We start from the raw sequence: 25,994 nt of genomic DNA on the forward strand, positions 1-25,994 counted from the left end.
ACCCATAAGAAAAGAACGCTTGAACAGACTGCTTAAAAGGGGGTTTTTAGCGTTCTTTTTGAGCATGTGTTTAAGGGCTGATGATCTAGTTACTTACACCATCATCAAAGAAGAAGATCTAGGATACCAGCGGTTTTTAGCAAAGAAGTGTTTGAGGAGTAAAACCCATCCTCCATGTTTCACTGAGCCTAAAAAGCCCAAGAGAAAACTTTTTAACACAGACAAAAGTTCCCATTATTACGGCACAAGCGTGGTGCAAATGTCATGGCTACAGAGCAGGGAAAAATTTGAAAACCATTCAAAATACCGAGACATTCCTTTTGCTGAAGTCAGTTTGATTTATGGCTATAAGCAATTTTTTCCTAAAAAAGAGCGCTATGGTTTCCGCTTTTATATTTCTTTGGACTATGCCTATGGTTTTTTTCTTAAAAATAAAGGCGTATTGGGCGATAGTTTGAGAGAGAGTTCGCAGATCCCTAAAAGCTATAGAGAAAAAATGCAAAGAAAAGAGACTTTTATTAACGCTATTTTTTATGGCGCTGGGGCTGACTTTTTATACAAACGCGCTTTTGGAACGCTGATTTTAGGGATGAATCTCGTGGGAGAAACCTGGTTTTATGAAACAAAGATTTTTAAAAAGTGGGCTAAAGATCCTTTGAGCGTTTATCACCCTTACATGTTTCAAGTGATGTTAAATGTGGGGTATCGTTACCGCTTTTCAAGGTATAAGAATTGGGCGATAGAATTTGGTGCGCGCATCCCCTTTTTAACCAATGATTATTTTAAAACCTCTTTATACACCCTTTATTTCAAGCGCAATATTTCTGTCTATCTCACTTCAACTTATGATTTTTAGTTTTTTAAATTTTTGAAAACTAGAATTAAAACCGCTTTTTATAAACTAGAATTAAAACAAATTAAGCTATAATGATACAAAAATTTAATTTTTTAACCATTTAAGGAAAAAAATGAATCTTGAAGTGAAAAAGATTGACACCGCTAACGCCCATTTAAGCGCTAAACCTTCCGTTGAAAATTTAGAAAAGCGTTATGATAAAATCGCTCAAAAAATCGCCCAAAAAGTTAAAATTGATGGCTTTAGAAGAGGTAAAGTCCCCTTTAGCTTAGTGAAAACCCGTTATCAAGCCCAAATTGAACAGGACGCTCAAGAAGAAATGATTCAAGAGGTTTTAAAAAATGCGCTTAAAGAATTAGGGATTGAAAATAAGGATTTAATCGGCAGCCCCAATCTCACTAAATTTGAAAAAAAAGACACGCATTTTGAAATAGAAGCGGACATCGGCTTAAAACCCACGATTGTTTTAGACAAGATCAAAGAGTGTGTGCCTAGCGTGGGAGTAGAAATTCCAAATGAAGAAAAAATTGGTGAGCGTTTGAAACAGCTCGCTAAAGACTATGCGAAATTTGTGGATACTGACGCTCAAAGAAAAGCTCAAAACGACGATAAATTAACGATTGATTTTGAAGGCTTTATAGATAATGCGCCTTTTGAAGGGGGCAAGGCTGAGAATTTCAGTGTGATTTTAGGCAGTAAGCAAATGCTAGAAGATTTTGAAAAGGCTCTTTTAGGCATGCAAGCGGGCGAAGAAAAAGAATTCCCTTTGACTTTCCCTAGCGGATACCACGCAGAGCATTTAGCCGGCAAAGAAGCCCTTTTTAAAGTGAAATTACACCAGATTCAAGCGCGTGAAGTGTTAGAAATCAATGACGAACTCGCTAAAATTGCGCTAGCTAATGAAGAGAATGCGACTTTAAAGCTTTTAAAAGAAAGGGTTGAAGGGCAGTTATTTTTAGAAAATAAAGCCAGGCTTTATAATGAAGAGTTGAAAGAACAATTGATTGAAAATTTAGATGAAAAGATTGTTTTTGATTTGCCTAAAACAATCATTGAGCAAGAAATGGATTTGTTATTCAGGAACGATCTTTATTCCATGCAAGCTGAGGAAGTCAAATCCTTACAAGAAAGCCAAGAAAAAGCCAAAGAAAAGCGTGAGAGCTTTAGGAATGATGCAATCAAAAGCGTGAAAATCACTTTTATCATTGACGCTTTAGCGAAGGAAGAAAAAATCGGCGTGCATGACAATGAAGTCTTTCAAACTTTGTATTATGAGGCGATGATGACAGGGCAAAACCCAGAAAGTCTCATTGAACAATACCGCAAAAATAACATGTTAGCGGCGGTGAAAATGGCGATGATTGAAGATAGGGTGCTGACTTATTTGTTGGATAAAAACTTGCCTAAAGAGCAGCAAGAAATTTTAGAGAAAATGAGACCCAACGCTCAAAAAACTCAAGCGGGTTAAACAGCTAAAAAGGAGAGATGATGGGATACATTCCTTATGTGATAGAGAATACCGATCGTGGGGAGCGTAGCTATGATATTTACTCGCGTCTTTTAAAGGATCGCATTGTTTTATTGAGCGGTGAGATCAATGATAGCGTGGCGTCTTCTATTGTGGCCCAACTCTTGTTTTTGGAAGCTGAAGACCCTGAAAAAGACATTGGCTTGTATATCAATTCTCCCGGTGGGGTGATAACCAGCGGTCTTAGCATTTATGACACCATGAATTTTATTCGCCCTGATGTTTCCACGATTTGCATCGGTCAAGCGGCTTCTATGGGGGCGTTTTTACTGAGCTGTGGGGCTAAGGGCAAGCGCTTTTCACTACCCCATTCAAGGATTATGATCCACCAGCCTTTAGGGGGGGCTCAAGGGCAAGCGAGCGATATTGAAATCATTTCTAATGAGATCCTCAGGCTTAAAGGTTTGATGAATTCTATTTTGGCTCAAAACTCAGGGCAGAGTTTGGAGCAAATCGCTAAAGACACGGACAGGGATTTTTATATGAGCGCTAAAGAAGCTAAAGAGTATGGCTTGATTGATAAAGTGTTACAGAAAAATGTGAAGTGATTGCATGGCGTTATTAGAGATTATCCATTACCCTTCTAAAATCTTAAGAACGATTTCTAAAGAGGTCGTTTCTTTTGATTCAAAACTCCACCAACAACTAGAGGACATGCATGAAACTATGATCGCTAGTGAGGGGATAGGGTTAGCCGCTATTCAAGTGGGCTTGCCTTTAAGAATGCTCATTATCAATCTCCAACGAGAAGACGGCGTGCAACACAAAGAAGACTGCTTGGAAATCATTAACCCTAAATGGATAGAAACTAAAGGGATGATAATGTATAAAGAAGGGTGCTTGTCTGTGCCAGGATTTTATGAAGAGGTGGAGCGCTTTGAAAAGGTTAAGATAGAGTATCAAAACCGCTTCGCTGAAGTGAAAATTTTAGAAGCGAGCGAGCTTTTAGCGGTAGCTATCCAGCATGAAATAGATCACCTCAATGGCGTGTTATTCGTGGATAAATTATCCATTTTGAAGCGTAAGAAATTTGAAAAAGAACTCAAAGAGCTGCAAAAAAAACAAAAACACAAATAACAACCATGATTAACACGATATTTTGTGCGACCATGCAAAGGGGAGTGGCAGAAATCGTGGCTGTGGAAGCGACTTTCACAAGGGCTTTACCGGCGTTTGTGATTTCAGGCTTGGCTAATAGCTCTATCCAAGAAGCCAAACAGCGGGTTCAATCGGCTTTACAAAATAACGATTTCACTTTCCCGCCTTTAAAAATCACCATCAACCTTTCCCCTTCCGATTTGCCTAAATCCGGGAGTCATTTTGATTTGCCTATTGCTCTTTTAATCGCTTTGCAAAAACAAGAGTTGGCTTTTAAAGAATGGTTTGCTTTTGGGGAATTAGGGCTTGATGGCAAGATCAAACCCAATTCTAACATTTTCCCCATGCTTTTAGACATTGCCATTAAGCACCCCCATGCTAAAGTCATTGCGCCTAAGGCTAATGAAGAGCTTTTTGCGCTCATTCCTAATTTGCAATGCTTTTTTGTGGAGCATTTTAAAGAAGCTTTAGAAATCTTGCAAAACCCTGAAATCAAAGCAGACACCCACACGAAAAAACTACCCTTTAAAACGATAGAATTGAACGATAAAGAGTATTATTTTTCAGACGCCTATGCATTAGATTTTAAAGAAGTTAAGGGGCAAGCTGTCGCTAAAGAAGCCACCTTGATCGCTAGCGCTGGGTTTCATAATTTGATTTTAGAGGGAAGTCCAGGGTGTGGGAAAAGCATGATCATTAATCGCATGCGTTATATCTTGCCTCCATTAAGCTTGAATGAAATCCTAGAAGCGACAAAATTACGCATTTTAAGCGAGCAAGACAGCGCCTATTACCCCTTAAGGAGTTTCAGAAACCCTCACCAAAGCGCTTCAAAATCCAGTATTTTAGGCTCAAGCTCTCTAAAAGAGCCAAAACCTGGCGAAATCGCGCTAGCGCATAACGGCATGCTTTTTTTTGATGAATTGCCTCATTTTAAAAAGGATATTTTGGAAGCTTTAAGAGAGCCTTTAGAAAACAATAAATTGGTGGTTTCACGAGTGCATAGCAAAATTGAATACGAAACCTCTTTTTTATTTGTGGGGGCTCAAAACCCTTGCTTGTGCGGGAATTTACTCAGCGCAACCAAAGCATGCCGTTGCCAAGACAGAGAAATCACGCAGTATAAAAACCGCTTGAGCGAGCCTTTTTTGGATAGGATTGATTTGTTTGTGCAAATGGAAGAGGGGAATTATAAAGACACGCCGTCGCATTCTTGGACTTCAAAAGAGATGCATCAATGGGTATTATTGGCTTTCAAACAGCAAAAGTTAAGGAAACAGAGCGCTTTTAATGGTAAGCTTAATGAAGAGCAGATAGAACGATTTTGCTCTTTAAACGCTGAAGCGCAAAAGTTGTTAGAGCAAGCGATTGAAAGGTTTAATCTGTCCATGCGCTCTGTTAATAAGGTCAAAAAAGTCGCTAGAACGATTGCGGATTTAAACGCTTGTGAGAATATAGAAAAATCTCACATGCTTAAAGCGCTGAGTTTCAGAAAGATTTCTTAAAAGGATTTTTATAAGGGAGAGAAAATGCAAGAATACCACATTCATAATTTGGATTGCCCTGATTGCGCGTCTAAATTAGAAAGGGATTTAAACAAACTGGACTATGTGAAAAAAGCTCAAATCAATTTCAGCACCAGTAGGTTGTTTTTGGATACGAGCGATTTTGAAAAAGTTAAGGCTTTCATCAAGCAAAATGAACCGCATTTGAGCCTGTCTTTTAAAGAGGCTGCAGAAAAGCCCTTGAGTTTTACGCCACTCCTTATTGCAATCATGGTATTTTTGGGCGCAATTTTAATCTTACACTTTGAGCCTAACGCTTTCATTGAAAAAGCTATGTTTTTCGTGTTGGCTTTAGTGTATCTCATAAGCGGTAAAGATGTGATTTTAGGGGCGTTTCGTGGGCTTAGAAAAGGGCAGTTTTTTGATGAAAACGCTTTGATGCTCATTGCGACTATTGCGGCTTTTTGCGTGGGGGCTTATGAAGAGAGCGTGTCTATTATGGTGTTTTATTCAGCGGGTGAATTTTTGCAAAAACTCGCTATCTCTCGCTCTAAAAAATCCCTTAAGGCTTTAGTGGATGTCGCTCCTAATTTGGCTTATTTGAAAAAGGGCGATGCGCTAGTGAGTGTTGCACCTGAAGATTTGAGAGTCAATGACATTGTGGTGGTGAAAGTCGGCGAAAAAGTGCCTGTTGATGGCGTGGTGATCAAGGGCGAAAGTTTGCTGGATGAAAGGGCGTTGAGCGGGGAGTCTATGCCTGTTAATGTCAGCGAACATTCTAAAGTTTTAGGGGGGAGCTTGAATTTAAAAGCGGTCCTTGAAATTAAAGCAGAAAAAATGTATAAAGATTCTTCTATCGCTAAAGTGGTGGATTTAGTCCAACAAGCCACGAATGAAAAGAGCGAAACAGAGAAATTCATCACTAAATTTTCACGCTACTACACCCCAAGCGTTTTATTCATTGCGTTAATGATTGCGATATTACCGCCTTTATTTTCTATGGGGAGCTTTGATGAGTGGATTTATAGGGGGCTTGTGGCTTTAATGGTGAGCTGTCCTTGCGCATTAGTGATTTCTGTGCCTTTGGGGTATTTTGGGGGCGTGGGAGCGGCGAGCAGAAAGGGCATTTTAATGAAAGGCGTGCATGTTTTAGAGGTGCTTACCCAAGCTAAAAGCATCGCCTTTGATAAAACCGGCACTTTGACTAAAGGCGTTTTTAAAGTGATGGATATTGTGCCGCAAAACGGGCATTCTAAAGAAGAAGTTTTGCATTACGCTTCTTGCTCACAGCTCTTATCCACGCATCCGATCGCTTTATCCATTCAAAAAGCATGCGAAGAAATGTTAAAAGACGATAAGCACCAGCACGACATTAAAAATTACGAAGAATTGAGCGGAATGGGGGTTAAAGCACAATGCCATACGGATTTAATCATCGCAGGGAATGACAAAATGCTGGATCAATTCAATATCGTGCACAGCCCTTCCCCAGAAAACGGCACGATCGTGCATGTGGCTTTTAACCAAACTTATATAGGTTATATCGTCATTAGCGATGAGATTAAAGATGACGCCATAGAGTGCTTAAGGGATTTAAAAGTGCAAGGGATAGAAAATTTTTGCATTTTGAGTGGGGACAGAAAAAGCACGACTGAGAGCATCGCTCAAACTCTAGGCTGTGAATACCATGCAAGTTTGTTGCCTGAAGAAAAAACGAGCGTGTTTAAAACTTTTAAAGAACGCTATAAAGCCCCGGCGATTTTTGTAGGCGATGGCATCAATGACGCTCCGACTCTAGCGAGCGCTGATGTGGGGATTGGCATGGGGAAAGGCTCAGAATTGAGCAAGCAAAGCGCGGACATTGTGATCACCAATGACTCCTTAAGCTCTTTAGTGAAAGTTTTAGCGATCGCTAAAAAAACTAAAAGCATTATTTGGCAAAATATCTTGTTTGCTTTAGGGATTAAAGCCATTTTTATCGTGCTAGGGCTTATGGGGGTAGCGAGCTTGTGGGAAGCGGTCTTTGGCGATGTGGGGGTTACGCTTTTAGCCTTAGCCAATTCCATGCGCGCGATGAGGGCTTAAAGCCTTCATCTCATCATCAAAGAGTTAGAAGCTTAAGGGGGCAAAATGCATAAAATAGAGCGCTTACTCCAAACTTTAGCGCCTAAGGGGGTGGAGTTTAGGAAATTGGGGGAGGTGTGTGATTTTCAAAAAGGAAAATCAATAACAAAAAAAGCCGTAACTTTTGGAAAAGTCCCCGTCATTTCGGGGGGAAGACAACCCGCTTATTATCACAATGAGGCAAATCGTAGCGGAGAAACAATAGCAATTTCTTCATCTGGAGTGTATGCTGGCTATGTTAGTTATTGGGATGTTCCTGTTTTTCTTGCTGACTCTTTTTCTGTTTCACCAAAACAAAAAACCCTAATGCCTAAATATCTTTTTCACTATCTTACAACGCAACAAGATGCAATCCATGCAACAAAAAGCACAGGGGGAATTCCTCATGTTTATAGCAAAGACTTACAAAAAATAACAATCCCCATCCCACCCCTAGAGATCCAACAAGAGATCGTTAAGATTTTGGACGCTTTCACAGAATTAAACACAGAATTAAACACAGAATTAAAAGCGCGCAAAAAACAATACCAATATTACCAAAACATGCTTTTAGACTTTAATGACACCAATCAAGATAATAAAGACGCTAAAGAAAAATTAGTGCAAAAACCCTACCCTAAACGCTTAAAAACCTTACTCCAAACTTTAGCGCCTAAAGGGGTGGAGTTTAGGAAATTGGGGGAGGTGTGTGAAATAATTAGAGGTAAAAGGGTTACAAAAAAAGAAATACTAGATAAAGGAAAGTATCCCGTTGTATCTGGTGGAATAGGATTTATGGGATATTTAAATGAATATAACAGAGAGGAAAATACAATCACTATAGCTCAATATGGAACTGCCGGATTTGTTAATTGGCAAAATCAAAAGTTTTGGGCAAATGATGTTTGTTTTTCTGTCATTCCAAAAGAAACCCTAATCAATAGATACCTTTATTATGTATTAACAAATATGCAAAATTATTTATATTCTATTTCAAATAGAAGTGCTATACCTTATAGCATTTCTAGTAATAACATTATGCAAATAACAATCCCCATCCCACCCCTAGAGATCCAACAAGAAATCGTTAAGATTTTGGATCAATTTTCAATTTTAACCACCGATTTATTAGCCGGTATCCCCGCTGAAATAGAAGCCAGGAAAAAGCAATACGAATATTACAGAGAGAAACTATTAACATTCAAACCCCTAACCCCACATAAAGAAGTTAAAAAATGAGTTATGAAACGACAAAACAAAGCAACTAAAAGCCCATTTTTAAAAATAAAAGTTTTAGTATAACAGAGCCAAAAATACCCGTAGCGTAATAAAAAGTTTGAAAATTCTTAACGCTTTTTTAAAAACAAGCCCTAAAATAGGCGATAAGGTGGTTTTAATGGCTGTTTTATGGCTAGGCGTTTTAACAACCCCTTTAAAGGGTTGTTATTTAAAGAGGGCTTAAAGCTTCCACACTATCTCGGTGAAAATGTGGCTCCTGTCTTGATCGGTTGCAGGCTGGCTGTCTAATTTTGGCCCGTTCCACCCCATTTTATAGCCTTGATGCATGAGCACATTGTAATATTCAAATTTGATGTCGGCTGAGAAATTTTTAGTGAATTTATAGCCCAAGTTGAGCGATAGGACTTGTTCGTTAGCCCTAGTCCCATAAGTCAAACGCCCTAATAAGCCCCAAAGGAGTTTCCTATGCACCCCACCGCCAAAGGCAAACACGGTAAAAGCGTTCGCATCCATCATGTAAGACAAAGAGTTAAGGGTGTTTGCATAAACGCTGTTCGTCCAAAAGTCAAAGCCTAAGCGGTTACCATGGTAGCCTATCATCCAGTTAGCGTTCCCAAAGGATTTATAAATCCCAAAACCAAAATTGTATTCATTCCATTCAAACTTTTGTTTGATCATCAAGCTATGCCCATTCTTACCGGCTGGCATGCCAAATTGATAGGTGCCCCAAAATCGTTTAGCATAAAAAGGATTAAGCACGGTAATATCCGTTTGAGAGCGGAACCCTAATCCGGTAAAAGTGGGGTTACTATCATAAGTGATCGTAAAGTTAGGGTCGTATTCATTAAAGGGTGAAAAATAGACAAAAGGCTGAATGCTCCAACCCTTGTAATTCCAAATGATATAAAAGGCATGCACCCCAGGGTTGATGGTTTGCCCGTTTTTAAGAGTGTAGGTTTTAGGCGAATAGAAATTATAAAGCCACTCATTATAGGCAAAACCACGACCAAAAGAGCTAAACCACCAGAATTTGAAATTCCCTAAGTTTAAGGTCATATCCAAGCCTTGGTTGTAACCACTCATATAATCCGCTGGGGATTCGTATCTCCCGCCCCTAATTTGAAAAATATCTTTGTAGTTGTAGCGCAAGTAAGCGTTATAAATCACATAGTTTCTGGTGTGATCGGCATAAGTTTTGGCGCAAGTGGAAGCCTCTAAAGCTTCTTGATTGGACAACTGTGTCATTTGGGCTTGAGTCATCTGATCGTATTGGCTTTGGGTCAAATTCCCTGTGGCTAACCCACAACTAGCCCATGGTTTTTGCCCTACAAGACCGCCCCAATAGCCCACATAGTTCCAAGTCATAGCCCCATAAGGTTTTCCTGTAACTTCGTTAATAAAATCCTTAGTGCTATCGTAAATAACAGCACCCCCCCAACCCCCAAGACTCCCGTCTAAATGGTGCCCGTTAGCCGTAGCGCTTTTGGGTAAGAGTTCCGTAAAATCCACTTGCATGTAAGCCATAATCGTCATAAAGGTTTCGGTAGGATAAATCCCTTTATTAGTGTTGATAGGTTTGTTATTGAAACCAACTTTAGAGAAACTTTCAGCACCCGCTTTAATTTTAGCGATTTTACCCAAATCAAAAGCTTGACTTTGAGAAGAGAATAAAAAAAGAAGCGTTGCGATATTTTTAGCAGATGCAACTTTATAGTTCATGTTTAACCCTTATTATAAACAAAAAAATTCTAAATAGAGTGAGCCAATACCATTCAAAGAAAATTTTTTCTTACAGATCTTGAGAGTCTAATCAGTCTGTTCATCTTTCGCCCTTTTTTCTACGAAGTCCGACTTACAAAGTTAATTCTTAACTAAGTCGTTCCTTAATATTAGCATAATGTTATTGTTTTTTTAAATTTTGAGAATAAAATTTTTCTTTGTCAGTCAAATACAGACACTCAAAGCCTTATTTAATCTCAATATTATTTAATTTTTTAATTTATTCATTCCTTAATACGCTTAAAGCGTCAATACGAGAAGCTTTTTTAGACGGGTAATAAGAAGAAAGGGCTACGATAATCACAGAGCCTATTAAAGTGAGCATGAAATCCATTAAAGACAAATCCAAAGGCAAGGTGTTAATGCCATAAACATCCGCTGGGAGCGAGATGATAGGGAACACGCTTAAAAGATACATGCTTAAAAACGCTAAAATTACCCCAAGCGCCACACCGCCTAAACCAATGATATTGCCCAAATAAAAAAAGGTTTTTTGGATTTCTTTTTGACTGCTCCCCATGCTAAAGAGCAGGGCGATTTCTTTACGCCTGTTCATCACCACCATTAAAAGCGAGCTGATGATATTCAAAGACGCCATTAAAATAATGAGCATGAGCACAATGAATAGCGCTCTTTTTTCTAATTCCATCGCCGAGAAAAAATTCCCGTTTTGTTGCCACCACCCTTCAATGCCTATGCCATGGTGGTTGATTGTTTTTAAAGCGTTGCGTAAAATTTCAATATCCTTCATGGGCGTTTTAGAATAGACATGCACCCCATCATAAAGCCCTAAAGGCAATCTCCTGATCGCGCTTATGGCTTGAAGGCTCGCATACATGTAGCTCATGTCATAAGATTTTAGCCCTGAATCAAAATCGCCTTTGATAGTAAAACGCTTCATGATAGGGGAGAGCGTGAGACCTGTTGGCTCTAATTCGGTGAAAAACAAATCGGCTTTTTGGTTGAGATCTAAATTCAGGCTGTATCTCAAGCTTTTCCCCACGATCAAATTAAAAGGGTTTTTGAATAGATCGTTTTCATTGGTGTTTTTTAAAGCGTCGTTTAAAACTTCATTGATGCGCCTTTCTTTAGAAAAATCCACCCCAAACACAACGCCACCATTCATAGAATGCGCGCTTTTAATCAGGCTTTGAGTTTGCAAATAAGGGCTAAAAAGCAAATTAGGGAACTTTTTTTCTAAAGCTTGAACCACTTCTTCGCTGATCCCATAAGAGCTTGTGGTATAGAGCGTTAAGGGGTAGTTCATCACAAAAAGCTTTTTTTCAAATTCCTTACTCATGCCATTCATGATCGCCATAGCCACAATTAAAACCATCACGCCAACCGCCACGCCAAAAAAAGCTAACAAAGCGGTGATGCTAATAAATGGCTGGCTTTTATCAAAACGCAAATAACGCTTGATAAGGAAAAAGATTAAGGATCTATTTGGCAAATAAGCCCTTTTTAGGCCCGCTTTTAGCACAACAATCTTTATATTTTTTGCCGCTCCCGCAAGGGCAAGGCTCGTTTCTTTTAGGGGTTTTAGCGAAGGTTTTCATGGCCACATTCAAATCTTCATCTAAAGCTTCTTCATGGCGATAGGTTACGCTCTCATGCTCTCTTTCTTCGCTAAAGTTATCCAAATAACGCTCCGCATCGCTAGAATCTTGCTCACTTTCAAACTGGATCTTAGAAAAGGTTTTGATCGCTTCCATTTTAATGTCTTCAATGAGTTCTAAGAAAAGGTTGTAACTCTCTTTTTTGTATTCTACGAGAGGGTCTTTTTGGTTGTAGCCTCTTAAATTGATACCGGTTTTGAGATTATCCATCGTGTAAAGGTGCTCTCGCCATGCGTTGTCTAAAATCTGCAAATACACGATGCGTTCAATCCGGCTTCTTTGTTCGCTGTCTAAAGCTTTCATTTTGTTTTCATAATCGCTTTTTAGTTTTTCAGCGACAAAGCTTTCAATAGGAGAGGCTTTTTTTAAATCTTCTAATCCAACATGAGCGTTAAAATCTTCTTTTAAGATATTTTTAAGCCCTAAAAGTTCCTCCTCAGACAAGTTTTGATTGTCAAAGGCTTTGAGTTTAGAAAAGATTTGATTGAGCGCGTATTCTCTGTTTTCAGCGATTTTAGCGCTAATATTGTAATTGACATCTAATAATTCATCTCTAAACTTATACACGCTTTTTCGTTGCTCATTAGCCACATCATCGTATTCTAACAAATGCTTACGGCTTTCAAAATGCAAGTTTTCCACTTTTTTTTGCGCATTTTCCACCGCTCTTGTTACAAGCTTTGATTCAATGTGTTCACCGTCTTTAAGCCCTAATTTTTCCATCACCCCCTTAATCCTATCGCTCCCAAAAATGCGTAACAGATTGTCTTCTAAACTCAAATAAAATTGGCTCGTTCCCGGATCGCCTTGGCGCCCGCTCCGCCCCCTTAATTGGTTGTCAATCCTGCGGCTCTCATGCCTTTCAGTGCCAATGATATACAGCCCCCCAAGCTCTTTAATTTCATCAGTGAGCTTAATATCAACGCCCCTGCCCGCCATGTTAGTCGCAATCGTAACCGCCCCTTTAAGCCCAGCGTCTTTGATGATTTCAGCTTCTTTGGTGTGCTGCTTGGCGTTTAAAACGGTGTGAGGGATGCGTTCTTTTTTGAGCAAAGCGTGCAAGGTTTCACTCTTTTCAATGCTGGCCGTGCCGACTAAAACGGGCTGACCCTTATCGTGTAATTCTTTAATTTTAAGGATTACAGCGTCAAATTTTTCTTTTTCACTCTTATAGATCAAATCGTTCAAATCTTTTCGTTTGATCGCCAGATTAGTAGGGATAGACACCACTTCTAAATTATAGATTTCTAAAAATTCTGTGGCTTCGGTTTGAGCCGTGCCTGTCATGCCAGCGAGTTTAGAAAACATCCTGAAATAATTTTGGAAAGTAATATCGGCTAAGGTTTGGCTCTCTTCTTTAATGCTCACGCCCTCTTTAGCCTCTAAAGCCTGGTGTAAGCCCTCACTAAAGCGTCTCCCCTCAGACAAACGGCCGGTAAATTCATCTACAATCACCACTTCATTATTGGCTACAATATAATCTTTATCAATAAAAAAGAGGTAGTTCGCTTTCAAAGCTTGGTCTAAATGGTGCGATAAGGCGGCGTTTTCAATCTTGTATAAATTATCCACGCCAAAGAGGTTTTCTGCTTTTTTAATCCCCTCTTCAGTGATTAAAATCGCGCGGTTTTTTTCATCTATGGTGAAATCCACTTCCGCTTGCATGCTTTTAGCGACTTCATCAGCCTTGTTGTAATTTTCCATGCGCCTATCCACAGGTCCTGAAATGATTAAAGGGGTTCTTGCTTCATCAATTAAAATGGAATCCACCTCATCAACAATAGCGAACGCATGGGATTTTTGCACTTTATGCTCTAAAGAATATTTCATGTTATCCCTTAGATAATCAAAGCCAAATTCATTATTAGTGCCATAAACAATGTCTTTAGAATAAATTTCTAAACTCTCATTATCGTCTCGCACGCTTGCGGTGATCGTGCCTACGCTATAACCTAAGAAATGATACAACGGCTCCATTTCTTTAGAATCCCTATGGGCTAGGTAATCATTGACGGTTACCACATACACGCTCTCGCCCTTTAAAGCGTTTAAAGCCACCGCTAAAGTAGCGACTAAAGTTTTACCCTCGCCGGTTTTCATTTCAGCGATTTTGCCATCGTTTAAGACCATGCCCCCAATGAGTTGCACATCAAAATGGCGCATCTTTAAGATCCTTTTACTCGCTTCTCTGGTGATGGCAAAACTTTCTGGCAAGACTTCTAAAAGGGTTTTTTCTTGCAAATCTTTTTCTACGGATCGCACTCGTTTTTTTAACTCTTCAAAAGCGTTTTGCAGTTCAGCATCGCTCATTTTTTCATAAATAGGCTCTAAGGCGTTGATGGCTAGGACTCGTTTTTTGTATTGCTTGATCCAGCGATCGTTTCTGGTGCCAATGATTTTTCCAATGATTGCTTTTATCATAGTAGTAATAACCTTAATAAGAGTGCTTTAATCTCATTTATTTTATTAAAGCGTCAGTTTTTAATCCCATTTTAGCATGGATAAAATAAAAGTCTTGTAAAATAAGGGGTTTTATTGAGATGAGAGATTATTTTAAGGTTTGAATAATGAAAGCTTTTTTAAAGATTTTAATGGTTTTGATTTTGATGAGCGTTGCTTATGCTAAAAATCCTTTAACCCTTTCTAAAGAAGAAGAGGTTTTACAACATTTGCAAAGTTTTAGCGCGAATTTCAAGCAGGTTTTAAAAAATGAAAAACCTTTAGTTTATTACGGGATTTTAAAGGCTAAAGCCCCTAATTGGGCTTTATGGGTTTATGAAAAGCCTTTAAAAAAAGAAATTTACATGAACGATAAGGAAGTGGTGATCTATGAGCCTAATTTATTTCAAGCGACCATTACGCCCTTAAAAGATAAGACGGATTTTTTCACCATTCTCAAGCGGTTGAAAAAGCAAGATGATGGATCTTTTAAAACGACTATCAACAAAACCACTTATCGTTTGGTTTTTAAAGACGGCAAGCCTTTTTCGTTGGAATTTAAAGATGAAATGAACAATCTTGTTACGATCACTTTTTCTCAAGCAGAAATTAACCCCACTATGGCTAATGAAATCTTTGTTTTTAAGCTTAAAGATGAAAACATTGATATTGTGCGCCAATGATTTTTAATGATTCATTGCATTTTGTTAGCAAAAGTTAGCTAAAATAGACAAGCTTTTAAAAATGGGGCTGACTTGGATTTCGACAGATTTCTTGTCGCACAGACAGCATGCCAAGTGCTGCTTGTAAAACAGCAACAAAAATAACTGTAAACAACGCAGATTACGCTCCAGCTTACGCTAAAGCTGCGTGAGTTAATCTCCTTTTGGAGCTGGACTGATTAGAATTTCTAGCGTTTTAATCACTCCATAACCTTAAGCTAGACGCTTTTAAAAGGTGGTTCGCCTTTTAAACTAAGAAACAAGAACTCTTGAAACTATCTCAAGGTTTTAGAAAGTTGGACCAGAGCTAGTTTTAAGGCTAAAAAACTAACCAATTTTCTAAGCATTGTAGAAGTTTGTGTTCAGGACAAGATTTTTGGACTGGGGTTCGATTCCCCACAGCTCCACCATATTAAAAAGTATCATTTTTATAGCGTATTTAAGGAAGGTAAATGCAGAAGTTTTTCTCTCGTTTTAGAAGGTGGGCGTTGCCCTTTTATTTTGTGAGCGCTTTAGCAGCGATTGATATTGATGAAGTAACAGAAGCTCAAGCTAACAGCGTTGAATTAAGCGATCAGTTAGTGAGCCTGAGCGATAAGCTTATAGAAAAAGCGGTTGATAGGGGGCACAATACCGATCACTTAAAAGATCTTAACGATTTGCATGAAAAAATCAAACGTTTGCGCTTGATTTTAGAGCCTAAACCTAAGGATAAAGAAAATAATCCTAACTTAAAAGATCATCAAGGCTCTGAAACGATTGAAGTCGGCGAAGCGATTAAAAAGGCTTTAGGCGAACCGGTATTCCCCCAAGACGCGCTAGATGCCGCTTTGCAAATTGACAAACAGCTGGATTCTTTCAAGCAAAATAATTTAATTGATGTTAAGCCCTTAAAAGATGTTTTAGCCCAGCTAGAAGCCGAACTGAGAAAAGCGATCAATTTCCAAAAACAATGGCTCAATTCTACCAAACCTAATTGATAGGGTTTAAAAAAAGAACTTCACGCTAGCCATAAGGTTGCTCCTGTCTTGCGCATCAGCCTTAAAGGCTTTGTTGAAAGGGCCGGTAAGATAGTTTAATTTATAGCCGTTGTGCATGCTCACCACATAGTATTCTAAATTCACATCAACGCTAAAAAAAGAACCCCATTTATAACCCAAGTTCAAGTTAATGGATCTTTCGCTCGCTCTGGTGGCATAAGTGTATCTGCCTAAAATACCCCATAGAAACCCCCTATACACCCCCCCACCAAAAACATATCCAGAAACAGCGTCTGCGGTAATGGCGTTACTGAACACCCCACCATAAACGCTGTTGTTTCTTATGTTAATGGGAATGGGGTTACCATACCAGCCAATCCTTGCGTTAGCGTTGCCAAAATTTTGGTAATAACCAAAGCCAAAGTTAAATTCGTTGTAGTCAAAGCGTTGGTGGATTAAAAGCGATGAACCCCACTCGCCAATCTTAGAGTTACGCCAATATACATCGTATAAATCTTTAGCATAAACAGGGAAAATCACATTGATAAGGGTTTGAGATCGTAACCCTAAACCTCTAAATTTCGGGTTGCTATCCATATGGATTTTAATCCCGGGCGCTCCGTAAATCTTAGGTGAAAAATAAAAAAAGGGCGTTATTTGAACATGTTTGCTAGAAAAATTGATTTGCACAGCATGAATGCCATCATTAACATCTTTTCTGCCGTCTTCAGTTACAATAGGAGAATACCAATCCCTAATCCATTGCCCCATAGCTAAAGCCCTCCCAAAAGAGCTGAACCATTTTAACGACACCTTAGGTTTGATTTTATATTCTACTTCAAAACCCTCTGTATAACCGCTCATAAAATCCATGTTAGAGAGGTAACGCCCCAGTTTGATGTGGAATTTATCGCCATAAGAATAAAACAAATAAGAATTATACAGCACATAATTACGGGTGTGAGCGTCAGATTCTATGGGAGAGTCTTTCCAAGGAGCGTCGCCTAAATACCCCCACCAACGCCCTATGAGGTAATAAAGTTCTGAGCCATAAATTTGATGCGTAGCTTGGTCTATGAGCGTTTTTGTGGAATCGTAAGCGAGTGCTCCTAAAATCCCACCAACGCCTATTTTTAAGCTGTGTTTTTCAATATTTTTAGGGAGCAGATTGGAATCAACTTGAAGCTTGATCGTAGCGGTTACCAAAGTGGCTGTAGGGAAAATCCCTTCTTTGGAATTGAGTTTGGAATGGTTAAACCCCACTTTAGAAAAGGATTCCGCTACCCCGCTAAACTTATAATCAAAAGCCAATAAAGGGTTTTGATTGTAAAAAATGGAAACAAACAATAGAGGTAATTTTTGAAATTTTAACATAGAATAACCTTTGTTTAATTTTCGCTCGTACCATACTCCAATTTTATTAAAAACCTATTAAAAATGAAAGTATTCAAATAATTATCTGAATATTATTCTTTTTTTGTTCCGCTTTCATTTTTTATCGGCTCAAAAGAATACCCTAAAGCCTGATAAATTTGATTGTGGTAACGGACTTGATTGTCTTCTAAACTCTCTTGAAAAGATTTTTTAAAATGCGGATCTAGCGTGTTTAAAAACACCTCTAACCCTATTGCACTGGAATAATTCACCCAATCATGCCTTAAATCGCTCTCTAATAAGGAGGCGTATTCTATAAGCGCTTCATCGCTATTTTGCAAGGCATTGACAATGAACAAATTTTTTCTGTCTTTAGGCTGGGTGAGCAAGAGTAAAGAGGGGTTGAAATTGATTTGTGTGGAAAGGATTTTAAAGGGCTTGTATTCTAAAAGCCCTATTTGAGAAAGGATTAGGCCGCTTTTAGTGGTAGGGGTGTTTAAAATCAAGGTAGAATTTTTAAAAAACGCATCATTTTTTCTAAAATTTTTAGAAAAACTCGTGGCCTGCTTGTAAGAAATATTTTCTTGGTGTTTGACTTCAATGTTTAAAGACTCCGTGATTTGTCTTAAGCGTTCGCCTATTAGACCATCATCATCGTATTCAATCACGGGCGAATTAGGGTTGATGAAAGCCGTGAGCATGCCTAATTGCTCTTTATAGTCAATCCCCCCAAAATACAAGCGCTCGCTTAAAGAACGATCGGTATGATTTTCTAATTGCGCTCTATTCACCGTAGGCACATAAGTAGGGGTGCTAATCGTGGTGTTTTGGAGCAAATTTTCCACGCCCTCTTTAGTCAATAAGGCTATCACAAAAGGGAATTTTTCTTTTTCAATTTCTTTATAGGTTTGCTCTAATTTTTCAGGACTCTCCTCATCGCTGTCAAAGACTTGGATATTGAAATCGTTGTTTCTGGTGTTCAAATACGCTAAAAGGGTGTTCATCACCGAAATGGCATAACGCCCCACGACTTTTTTAGGCAGTAAAATCGCTAATTCAATTTTAGGTTCATAGCTTTCTTTGACTGGAGTTTGAGAAGCGATGAATACGGGGTTGAGTTTATTGAGTATGTCTTTGTAATAAGTTTTAAGACTCTCATCTTGGTTGTTGTTATCGTATTGAGACGCAAAAGAAAAGATTTGATTTTGCAACATCAAGTCTTTCAAGCATTCCAAAGAGCAAGGTTCTGTCTTAATGATTTGCTGGTGCGCTGGGGGCAAAGGGGAAAACAGATAGCTTTTAGCGTTCAAGCTTATCGTGCAAAAAGTTGAAACAATCAGTACAAAGCGTTTGAAAAATCTTTTTCTTAAGGCGTATGGCATTTTTTAATATCTTTTAAACTGAATTTCCTAAAATTTTATTATAGGATATTTAACCCTAACAAGGAGACTTTTTTAAGGCGTGCAAAATTAAACGCGCTTTTGGATACCCAAACCATATAAAATCCCGATTATAGGGACACAGAGCGAGAATCAAACCCCCCCAACTTTAATTTTTCACCCGTCAAAGGATGGTGCATGCTTTCAAGTTTTAATTATCCCCTAGCGCCAATTATAAATATAAGGCCTTAAACTAATGCAATAATCTCTAGTGCTTAATATATCCTTACGCATATCCCCTAATTGCCCGGACAACACTTCTTGCACTTTTCTTAAATTATTAATCTCAGTGTTTTGCGTGCTGATTATTTTTTTTAAGTCCCTTATCTCTTTAATCAAATCCGCATTGGTGATTGCCTTATTAGCTTGCACTGAATCCGCGCTTAAAAAAGCCAACGCTACACACCAACTCGCAACGATTTTTTTCATCACCGCTCTCCTTTTTTATCCTCTCTCAACACTCAGCCACAGCTAAACAAAAGGGATCACCCCTTTTAATGAAAACAAAACTAGAGCTTGAAATTCTCCATTAAGTTAAAGTTCATGTAGCGATAGATCTTGTCTTTTCGACTCTCTAGCTTTTCGCTCACTAAATTCATGTATTCTTCTTTAGTGGGGATTCTCCCTAGTAAAGCGCACGCCGCCCCAAGCTCTGCGCTGCCTAAATACACTTTAGCCCCTCTACCCATACGATTATCAAAATTCCGTGTGGAAGTAGAAAAGACGACCGCATTATCCCTAACCCTCGCTTGATTGCCCATGCACAAGCTGCAACCTGGGACTTCAGTCCTTGCCCCAGCAGCCCCAAAAATCGCATAATAGCCCTCATTAATAAGCTCTTGTTCATCCATTTTACTGGGTGGCACTACCCAAAGACGTGCTTGACTGGGAGGAGCGTTTTTAACGATTTCGCCAAAGGCTCTAAAATGCCCGATATTTGTCATGCAAGAGCCAATAAACACTTCATCAATAGCGTGCGGTCTTTTGCCGGTCGTATCCGCTAAAACTTCGCTCAAAGTAGCGACATCATCAGGGTCATTAGGGCATGCCAAAATAGGCTCAGTGATTTCTGCCACATTAATTTCAATGACAGCAGCGTATTGAGCGTTACTATCTGGCTCTAACAATACCGGATTATCCACCCAAGCTTGCATCGCATCTCGGCGTTTTTTCAAAGTCTCTTTGTCTTCATAGCCACTCGCAATCATTTCATCAATAAGCTTGATATTGGATTTCAAGTATTCAACCATCGGCTCTTTATTCAAACGCACCACGCAAGCAGCCGCACTCCTTTCTGCACTCGCATCGCTTAATTCAAAAGCCTGCTCCATTTTAATATCAGGCAAGCCTTCAATCTCTAAAATACGCCCGTTAAAGACATTGATTTTACCCTTTTTCTCCACCGTGAGTAACCCTTTTTTAATGGCATAATAAGGGATCGCATTCACTAAATCCCTTAAGGTGATCCCGGGATTCATTTCCCCTTTAAAACGCACCAACACGGATTCTGGCATGTTCAATGGCATCGTGCCTGTAACCGCTGCAAAAGCGACTAACCCACTCCCTGCCGGGAAACTAATGCCTAAAGGGAAACGAGTGTGGCTATCCCCCCCTGTGCCTAAAGTGTCAGGCAATCCCATGCGGTTTAGCCATGTATGGATCACGCCATCGCCCGGATGCAACGCCACACCGCCTCTTTGAGTGATAAAGCCAGGCAAGGTCGCATGCAAACTCACATCGCTAGGCTTTGGGTAAGCGGCGGTATGACAAAAACTCTGCAACACAAAAGGCGCATCAAATTTCAAACTTGCTAATTCTTTAACCTCATCTCTGGTCATCGCTCCTGTGGTGTCTTGACTGCCCACGGTGGTAACCTTTGGCTCACAATAAGTCCCAGGTAAGATCCCTTTTACTCCACAAGCATGCCCTACAATTTTTTGGGCTAAAGTGTAGCCTTTAGCGTCGCTTTTAGGAGCGGATGGTTTTTTAAACGCTTCAGATTCGCTCAGCCCTAAAAATTTACGCGCTTTATTGGTCAAACCCCTGCCGATGATTAAAGGGATACGCCCAGAAGCCCTGACTTCATCCAATAAAGTTTCAGGCTCTAGCTTAAAGGCACTAACCACTTTATCGTTCAGCGTGATTTCGCCTTTATAAGGATAGATTTTAATCATATCGCCCTCTTTTAAATCCTTAACATCAGCCACAATGGGTAACGCTCCACTATCTTCACAAGTCGCAAAGAAAATCGGAGCGATCACCCCCCCAATCACAATGCCCCCACTCCTTTTATTAGGCACAAAAGGAATGTCCTTACCAAAATGCCACATGATAGAATTTGTCGCGCTTTTTCTAGAGCTTCCTGTGCCGACCACATCGCCCACATACGCTACAGGAACGCCTTTAGTTTTAATGGATTCAATGCGTTGTTCGTAATTTTCAATCCTGTTTTTTAACATGGCTTTGGCATGTAAAGGAATATCGCTTCGTGTGAAAGCATCGCTCGCTGGGCTTAAATCATCGGTATTGGTTTCGCCATCAATTTTAAACACGCACGCTTCAATGCATTCACTCAAAGGCTCTTTATTCAAAAACCATTCTGCATTCGCCCAAGACTCTAGCACTTCTTTAGCCAAAGGGTTCGTTTTGCTCATTGCGGCGATTTTGTCAAACGATCCATAGACTAAAAGAGTGGTTTTTAAAGCTTTCGCACTCTCTTTAGCGATGTTTTTGTCTTGACTTTCTAATCCCGCAATCAAAGGCTCTACATTATACCCCCCAAGCATCGTGCCTAAAAGAGTGGTCGCTTCTAAAGCACTAATGTGCGGGCATTCTAGTTTTTTTTGAGACAATTTGGCTAAAAATTCCGCTTTCACTTTCGCCCCCTCATCAACCCCAGGGCTTACTCTATGAATGAGTAATTCTTTAGCAAAAGCGGCGTTTGTGGGATCTTTCATCAAAATCTCAACGACGGCTTCCACTTGTTTAGCGTTTAAAGGGAGTGGCGGGATACCTTCACTTTCTCTTTCTGAAACGCTTTTTTTGTAATCTTCTAAAAAATCTTTCATCATTTCTCCTTTTTAAATAGTATTACTCACTAATGCATTGCAAACTACTCCATGATAACAAAACTCTTTTTACTTTTAGTTAAGTTGTAAGAAACTTTAGCTACCATGCGATACAAAAAAGGATTTTAAGTGCGTTTTGGTAAAATTGATTATTTAAACATGCTCCCTTTTGATGTGTTTATCAAATCCTATCCCACCCCTTGTTATTTCAAACAATTTTTACGGCTTAAAAAAACCTACCCTTCCAAACTCAATAAGAGTTTTTTATTCAGGCGTATTGATGCGGGGTTTATTTCTTCTATCGCCGGCTATCCATTCGCTCTCCATTCCTATTCTCTAGGCATTGTCGCTTATAAGGAAGTTTTAAGCGTGCTGGTTGTGGATACAAAAAACGCTTTTGATAAAGAAAGCGCTTCTTCAAACGCCCTCTCTCAAGCGCTAGGGTTAAAGGGCGAAGTGTTAATCGGCAATAAAGCGCTGCAGTTTTACTATTCCAACCCCAAAAAAGATTTTATAGATTTAGCCGCTCTTTGGTATGAAAAAAAACGCTTGCCGTTTGTTTTTGGGCGTTTGTGTTATTACCAAAACAAGGATTTTTACAAGCGCTTGTCTTTAGTTTTCAAACACAAAAAAACAAAAATCCCTTACTACATCCTTAAAGAATCCGCTTTAAAAACCAACTTAAAACGCCAAGACATTCTGAACTACTTGCAAAAAATTTACTACACTTTAGGCAAAAAGGAACAATCAGGTCTTAAAGCGTTCTATCGTGAATTGTTATTCAAACGCATCCAAAAACCCAAGCGTTTTTAGTTATCCGCTTAAGAACAGAGGCTTAAAATTCAGAAAGGGTGTTTTTAAGCAAGATTAGGTTACAATCACAAGTTTTATTAAAGTTTTATTAACTGATTAAGAAGGGATCATGCAAGCAAAGATAAAAAACAAACGGGTTTTGGTGAAATTTTCTGGGGAAGCGTTAGCTGGGGACAACCAGTTTGGGATTGACATTCATGTGTTAGATCACATCGCTAAAGAGATCAAAAGTTTAGTGGAAAACGATATTGAAGTGGGTATTGTGATTGGTGGAGGCAATATCATTAGGGGGGTTAGCGCGGCTCAAGGGGGGATTATCAGGCGCACCAGTGGGGATTATATGGGCATGTTAGCCACCGTGATTAATGCAGTAGCCATGCAAGAAGCTTTAGAGCATATCGGCTTAGACACAAGAGTCCAGAGTGCGATTGAAATCAAAGAGATTTGTGAAAGTTACATTTACAGAAAAGCGATCAGGCATTTAGAAAAGGGTAGGGTGGTGATTTTTGGTGCAGGCACGGGGAATCCGTTTTTCACTACGGATACGGCTGCCACTTTAAGAGCGATTGAAATTGGATCGGATTTGATCATTAAAGCGACTAAAGTGGATGGCATTTACGATAAAGACCCTAACAAGTTTAAAGACGCTAAGAAATTAGACACTTTAAGCTATAACGATGCCTTGATAGGGGATATTGAAGTGATGGATGATACCGCTATTTCTTTAGCTAAAGACAATAAGCTCCCCATTGTGGTGTGTAACATGTTCAAAAAAGGGAATTTATTGCAAGTGATCAAGCACCAACAAGGCGTATTTTCTATGGTAAAATAAGCCCTTTAAAATTTGATAAAACTCAAAATAAAAGGATCAATTTGAAAAAAGAGAGAACAGAGAGTTTAGTCGCTCAAGCCTTAAAAAATATTGGGAACGACCGCTACATGCTAGATAATTTAGTTTTCGCTCGTGTGAAGCAATTAAACGCCGGAGCCAAAACTTTAGTGAATATGGACCCTAAGCGTCATAAATTAGTGGATATTGCCATTAGAGAAATCGCTGAAGGCAAAATTGATATAGACAGGATAGATGAACGAAATTGATAAATCCGTTGATATCGGATTCTTACGGATTCTTGATGTTATCAAAAAAGTTACGACCCCAAAGGGTGGCATTGAAATCTTAAGGACTTTAATTGATTTCACGCCCAAAATTGAAAACGCCCTAAATTTAGCGACAAAAAGCCATAAGGGGCAATACAGAAAAAGCGGCGAGCCTTATATTGTCCATCCTATTTGTGTGGCAAGCTTGGTGGCGTTTTGTGGGGGCGATGAGGCGATGGTGTGTGCTGCGCTTTTGCATGATGTGGTAGAAGACACGCCTTGTAAGATTGAAACGATTGAGCAAGAATTCGGGCAAGATGTGGCTAATTTGGTGGATGCGCTCACTAAAATCACTGAAATCAGGAAAGAAGAGTTAGGAGTAAACTCTCAAGATCCCAGAATGGTGGTTTCAGCGCTCACTTTTAGAAAAATCCTAATTAGCGCGATACAAGATCCAAGAGCCTTAGTGGTAAAGATTAGCGACAGGTTGCACAACATGCTCACCTTAGACGCCTTGCCTCATGACAAGCAAGTGCGTATTTCTAAAGAGACTCTAGCGGTGTATGCCCCCATAGCGAGCCGATTGGGCATGTCTTCAATCAAAAATGAATTAGAAGATAAGAGCTTTTATTATATTTATCCGGAAGAATATAAAAATATCAAGGAATATTTGCATAAAAACAAGCAGTCTTTACTCTTAAAACTCAACGCTTTTGCGAGCAAGTTGGAAAAAAAACTTTTTGATAGCGGGTTTAGCCATTCGGATTTTAAACTCGTTACAAGGGTGAAACGCCCTTATTCTATCCATCTTAAGATGCAACGAAAGGGTGCGGTTAATATTGATGAAATTTTGGACTTGTTAGCCATTAGGATTTTATTGAAAAACCCAATTGATTGCTATAAAGTTTTAGGGATCATCCATTTGAATTTCAAACCCATTGTCTCTCGTTTTAAAGATTACATCGCTTTACCCAAAGAAAATGGCTACAAGACGATACACACGACCATTTTTGATGAATCTTCTGTTTATGAAGTGCAGATCCGCACCTTTGATATGCATATGGGGGCGGAGTATGGTAATTCAGCCCACTGGAAGTATAAAGCTGGAGGCGTGGATAATGAAGATCACCATGAGGGCATGAGGTGGTTGCAAAATTTTAAATACCATGACAGCGATTTGAAAAACGACCCTAAGGAATTTTACGAACTCGCTAAGAACGATTTGTATCGTGAAGACATTGTCGTTTTTTCTCCCCATGGAGACACTTACACCTTACCGGTGGGAGCGATTGCTTTAGATTTTGCTTACATGGTGCATAGCGATTTGGGCGATAAAGCCACGGACGCTTATATCAATAGTAAAAAAGCCTTACTCAATCAAGAATTAAGGAGTGGGGATGTGGTGAAAATCGTTAAAGGCGATAAAATAATACCTCGTTTCATTTGGATGGATCAGCTTAAAACTTCTAAGGCTAAAAACCACCTACGCATCCAAAGGAGAAACCGTTTGAAAGAAATTGACACTAAGAGCATGATTAATATTCTAACGACTTTTTTTGGGCGCTCTGTTTTTGAAGATGTGGCTTTAAAAGATTATAAAAACTTTGAAGAAAAATTAATGGATTGTGGGGTGGAGACCACCTTAACAGAAGCGATGAAAAGCTTTGAAAATTTAGCCAAACTCACTGAAGAAATTGAAAATAAGGTGTTTTCTTTAAAAGAAGATGCGATTTTAGAATACCAGGAGATGAGTTTATGGACTCGAGGTTTGAGGTATTTGGGTTTTAAAACCAGCGTTTTGAATTTTTTAACCCCAAACCGGCAGTGGCAGTGTAAGGAATTAGAACATTTTAGCGTTTGTTCAAGCAACGCTTTGGAAATCAAACAGGTGTTGTTGAATGATTGTTGTTATCCTAAATATGGCGATGAAATCATTGCAATTGTAACGGATTTAAAAGATCCAAAAGCGATTGCACACCATAAATTTTGCAAAAAAGCGATGGCGGAAGTGGGTGCTAAAGTGCCTATGGTTTATATAGAATGGCACAAGCGGGATCGAACGATTTATAAAATGATGTTTTATTTAGGCGAAAAAAAGTCGGTTTTAGCAAGTTTATTGACTTTTTTAAACAGGAATGAATGCAATATTGTGGGCGTGTCTTATTTGGGCTATAAAGACAAGTATTCTAGCCATTGTGAAGTGAGTTTTGAAATAGCTACGGATAAGGCGGATTGGATCAGAGCCTTAATCAATCGCAAATATCAGGATAGGATTGTAGAATTATCCAGTCTGGATGATGCTTATGAATTATAATAAGCCCTAATTAAGGAATG

The 25,994-nt window shown here is 39.2% G+C and carries 21 protein-coding genes and 1 other RNA gene; 15 read left to right on the plus strand and 7 right to left on the minus strand.

The window, feature by feature from the left end; all coding sequences use genetic code 11:
* The first annotated feature begins 19 nt into the window (after window positions 1-19).
* The 8 genes from AA974_RS02565 to AA974_RS08185 all read left to right on the plus strand — a co-directional run bounded on the left by AA974_RS02565 (window position 20) and on the right by AA974_RS08185 (window position 8,552).
* Entirely contained in the window at window positions 20-856 is an 837-nt protein-coding gene (locus tag AA974_RS02565; protein ID WP_064433295.1) for an outer membrane protein, read from the plus strand.
* A 112-nt stretch (window positions 857-968) separates the two neighbouring features.
* Window positions 969-2,324: a trigger factor gene (gene tig / locus AA974_RS02570; RefSeq protein ID WP_064433296.1), complete on the plus strand. Its 1,356-nt coding sequence runs from the start codon at window positions 969-971 to the stop codon at window positions 2,322-2,324.
* A 20-nt stretch (window positions 2,325-2,344) separates the two neighbouring features.
* Complete coding sequence (gene clpP / locus AA974_RS02575; RefSeq protein ID WP_000540573.1) at window positions 2,345-2,932, plus strand: ATP-dependent Clp endopeptidase proteolytic subunit ClpP; 588 nt, start codon at window positions 2,345-2,347, stop codon at window positions 2,930-2,932.
* 4 nt (window positions 2,933-2,936) lie between these two features.
* The gene (gene def / locus AA974_RS02580) at window positions 2,937-3,461 is read left to right on the plus strand and encodes a peptide deformylase (protein WP_064433297.1); all 525 of its coding nucleotides are present in this window, start codon (window positions 2,937-2,939) and stop codon (window positions 3,459-3,461) included.
* Window positions 3,462-3,466: 5 nt separating this feature from the next.
* Window positions 3,467-4,987 (plus strand): YifB family Mg chelatase-like AAA ATPase, encoded by a 1,521-nt coding sequence (locus AA974_RS02585; RefSeq protein WP_064433298.1) that lies wholly within the window; start codon window positions 3,467-3,469, stop codon window positions 4,985-4,987.
* A gap of 24 nt (window positions 4,988-5,011) precedes the next feature.
* A complete protein-coding gene (locus tag AA974_RS02590) occupies window positions 5,012-7,072 on the plus strand; it encodes a heavy metal translocating P-type ATPase (protein ID WP_064433299.1) in 2,061 nt (686 codons plus the stop codon).
* A gap of 45 nt (window positions 7,073-7,117) precedes the next feature.
* Window positions 7,118-8,329, plus strand: coding sequence for a restriction endonuclease subunit S (locus AA974_RS02595; protein WP_064433300.1), 1,212 nt, complete (start codon window positions 7,118-7,120; stop codon window positions 8,327-8,329).
* Window positions 8,330-8,426: 97 nt separating this feature from the next.
* A complete protein-coding gene (locus tag AA974_RS08185) occupies window positions 8,427-8,552 on the plus strand; it encodes a hypothetical protein (protein WP_268864598.1) in 126 nt (41 codons plus the stop codon).
* On the opposite strand, the gene hofF is transcribed toward AA974_RS08185, so the two are convergent.
* The 3 genes from hofF to secA form a co-directional block, all read right to left on the minus strand.
* Entirely contained in the window at window positions 8,549-10,048 is a 1,500-nt protein-coding gene (hofF, locus tag AA974_RS02600; protein WP_064433301.1) for an outer membrane beta-barrel protein HofF, read from the minus strand. The genes AA974_RS08185 and hofF overlap by 4 nt on opposite strands.
* A gap of 280 nt (window positions 10,049-10,328) precedes the next feature.
* On the minus strand, window positions 10,329-11,561 hold the full coding sequence (locus AA974_RS02605) for an ABC transporter permease (protein WP_064434046.1): 1,233 nt from the start codon (window positions 11,559-11,561) through the stop codon (window positions 10,329-10,331).
* Window positions 11,551-14,148, minus strand: a complete 2,598-nt coding sequence (gene secA / locus AA974_RS02610; RefSeq protein ID WP_064433302.1) for a preprotein translocase subunit SecA — start codon at window positions 14,146-14,148, stop codon at window positions 11,551-11,553. The genes AA974_RS02605 and secA overlap by 11 nt, the downstream gene beginning before the upstream one ends.
* Window positions 14,149-14,294: 146 nt before the next feature.
* Here secA and lolA point away from each other — a divergent pair, with 146 nt between their 5' ends.
* The 3 genes from lolA (at window position 14,295) to AA974_RS02625 (ending at window position 15,868) form a co-directional block, all read left to right on the plus strand.
* The gene (gene lolA / locus AA974_RS02615; protein ID WP_064433303.1) at window positions 14,295-14,849 is read left to right on the plus strand and encodes a LolA-like outer membrane lipoprotein chaperone; all 555 of its coding nucleotides are present in this window, start codon (window positions 14,295-14,297) and stop codon (window positions 14,847-14,849) included.
* A 63-nt stretch (window positions 14,850-14,912) separates the two neighbouring features.
* Window positions 14,913-15,298: a transfer-messenger RNA gene (ssrA, locus tag AA974_RS02620) on the plus strand.
* Between the two features lie 42 nt (window positions 15,299-15,340).
* Window positions 15,341-15,868 carry a hypothetical protein gene (locus AA974_RS02625; RefSeq protein ID WP_064433304.1) on the plus strand — a complete coding sequence of 176 codons (528 nt, stop codon included), beginning with the start codon at window positions 15,341-15,343 and terminating at the stop codon, window positions 15,866-15,868.
* Window positions 15,869-15,874: 6 nt separating this feature from the next.
* On the opposite strand, the gene AA974_RS02630 is transcribed toward AA974_RS02625, so the two are convergent.
* The 4 genes from AA974_RS02630 to acnB all read right to left on the minus strand — a co-directional run bounded on the left by AA974_RS02630 (window position 15,875) and on the right by acnB (window position 21,749).
* Window positions 15,875-17,242, minus strand: coding sequence for an outer membrane family protein (locus tag AA974_RS02630; protein WP_064433305.1), 1,368 nt, complete (start codon window positions 17,240-17,242; stop codon window positions 15,875-15,877).
* Window positions 17,243-17,334: 92 nt separating this feature from the next.
* Complete coding sequence (locus AA974_RS02635) at window positions 17,335-18,624, minus strand: DDE transposase (protein ID WP_064433306.1); 1,290 nt, start codon at window positions 18,622-18,624, stop codon at window positions 17,335-17,337.
* A 219-nt stretch (window positions 18,625-18,843) separates the two neighbouring features.
* Window positions 18,844-19,110: a hypothetical protein gene (locus AA974_RS02640; RefSeq protein WP_064433307.1), complete on the minus strand. Its 267-nt coding sequence runs from the start codon at window positions 19,108-19,110 to the stop codon at window positions 18,844-18,846.
* A gap of 80 nt (window positions 19,111-19,190) precedes the next feature.
* Entirely contained in the window at window positions 19,191-21,749 is a 2,559-nt protein-coding gene (acnB, locus tag AA974_RS02645; protein ID WP_064433308.1) for a bifunctional aconitate hydratase 2/2-methylisocitrate dehydratase, read from the minus strand.
* A 129-nt stretch (window positions 21,750-21,878) separates the two neighbouring features.
* Between acnB and AA974_RS02650 the strand changes: the two genes are divergently transcribed.
* The 4 genes from AA974_RS02650 to AA974_RS02665 all read left to right on the plus strand — a co-directional run bounded on the left by AA974_RS02650 (window position 21,879) and on the right by AA974_RS02665 (window position 25,974).
* On the plus strand, window positions 21,879-22,562 hold the full coding sequence (locus AA974_RS02650) for an MqnA/MqnD/SBP family protein (protein WP_064433309.1): 684 nt from the start codon (window positions 21,879-21,881) through the stop codon (window positions 22,560-22,562).
* Window positions 22,563-22,671: 109 nt separating this feature from the next.
* A complete protein-coding gene (pyrH, locus tag AA974_RS02655; RefSeq protein ID WP_001148056.1) occupies window positions 22,672-23,394 on the plus strand; it encodes a UMP kinase in 723 nt (240 codons plus the stop codon).
* A gap of 41 nt (window positions 23,395-23,435) precedes the next feature.
* Window positions 23,436-23,660: a DNA-directed RNA polymerase subunit omega gene (locus AA974_RS02660; RefSeq protein WP_000712202.1), complete on the plus strand. Its 225-nt coding sequence runs from the start codon at window positions 23,436-23,438 to the stop codon at window positions 23,658-23,660.
* The gene (locus tag AA974_RS02665; protein ID WP_064433310.1) at window positions 23,647-25,974 is read left to right on the plus strand and encodes a RelA/SpoT family protein; all 2,328 of its coding nucleotides are present in this window, start codon (window positions 23,647-23,649) and stop codon (window positions 25,972-25,974) included. The genes AA974_RS02660 and AA974_RS02665 overlap by 14 nt, the downstream gene beginning before the upstream one ends.
* The last annotated feature ends 20 nt before the right edge of the window (window positions 25,975-25,994 follow it).

It is taken from the genome of Helicobacter pylori (assembly GCF_001653475.1).
GTDB lineage: Bacteria > Campylobacterota > Campylobacteria > Campylobacterales > Helicobacteraceae > Helicobacter > Helicobacter pylori_CM.

What these genes read in the sequence shown, in the direction of transcription:
- tig (WP_064433296.1), top strand. Translation starts at nt 969, where the DNA reads ATGAATCTTGAAGTGAAAAAGATTGACACCGCTAACGCCCATTTAAGC.
- clpP (WP_000540573.1), top strand. Translation starts at nt 2,345, where the DNA reads ATGGGATACATTCCTTATGTGATAGAGAATACCGATCGTGGGGAGCGT.
- def (WP_064433297.1), top strand. Translation starts at nt 2,937, where the DNA reads ATGGCGTTATTAGAGATTATCCATTACCCTTCTAAAATCTTAAGAACG.
- AA974_RS02585 (WP_064433298.1), top strand. Translation starts at nt 3,467, where the DNA reads ATGATTAACACGATATTTTGTGCGACCATGCAAAGGGGAGTGGCAGAA.
- AA974_RS02590 (WP_064433299.1), top strand. Translation starts at nt 5,012, where the DNA reads ATGCAAGAATACCACATTCATAATTTGGATTGCCCTGATTGCGCGTCT.
- AA974_RS02595 (WP_064433300.1), top strand. Translation starts at nt 7,118, where the DNA reads ATGCATAAAATAGAGCGCTTACTCCAAACTTTAGCGCCTAAGGGGGTG.
- hofF (WP_064433301.1), bottom strand. Translation starts at nt 10,048, where the DNA reads ATGAACTATAAAGTTGCATCTGCTAAAAATATCGCAACGCTTCTTTTT.
- secA (WP_064433302.1), bottom strand. Translation starts at nt 14,148, where the DNA reads ATGATAAAAGCAATCATTGGAAAAATCATTGGCACCAGAAACGATCGC.
- lolA (WP_064433303.1), top strand. Translation starts at nt 14,295, where the DNA reads ATGAAAGCTTTTTTAAAGATTTTAATGGTTTTGATTTTGATGAGCGTT.
- AA974_RS02625 (WP_064433304.1), top strand. Translation starts at nt 15,341, where the DNA reads ATGCAGAAGTTTTTCTCTCGTTTTAGAAGGTGGGCGTTGCCCTTTTAT.
- AA974_RS02630 (WP_064433305.1), bottom strand. Translation starts at nt 17,242, where the DNA reads ATGTTAAAATTTCAAAAATTACCTCTATTGTTTGTTTCCATTTTTTAC.
- AA974_RS02635 (WP_064433306.1), bottom strand. Translation starts at nt 18,624, where the DNA reads ATGCCATACGCCTTAAGAAAAAGATTTTTCAAACGCTTTGTACTGATT.
- AA974_RS02640 (WP_064433307.1), bottom strand. Translation starts at nt 19,110, where the DNA reads ATGAAAAAAATCGTTGCGAGTTGGTGTGTAGCGTTGGCTTTTTTAAGC.
- acnB (WP_064433308.1), bottom strand. Translation starts at nt 21,749, where the DNA reads ATGAAAGATTTTTTAGAAGATTACAAAAAAAGCGTTTCAGAAAGAGAA.
- pyrH (WP_001148056.1), top strand. Translation starts at nt 22,672, where the DNA reads ATGCAAGCAAAGATAAAAAACAAACGGGTTTTGGTGAAATTTTCTGGG.
- AA974_RS02665 (WP_064433310.1), top strand. Translation starts at nt 23,647, where the DNA reads ATGAACGAAATTGATAAATCCGTTGATATCGGATTCTTACGGATTCTT.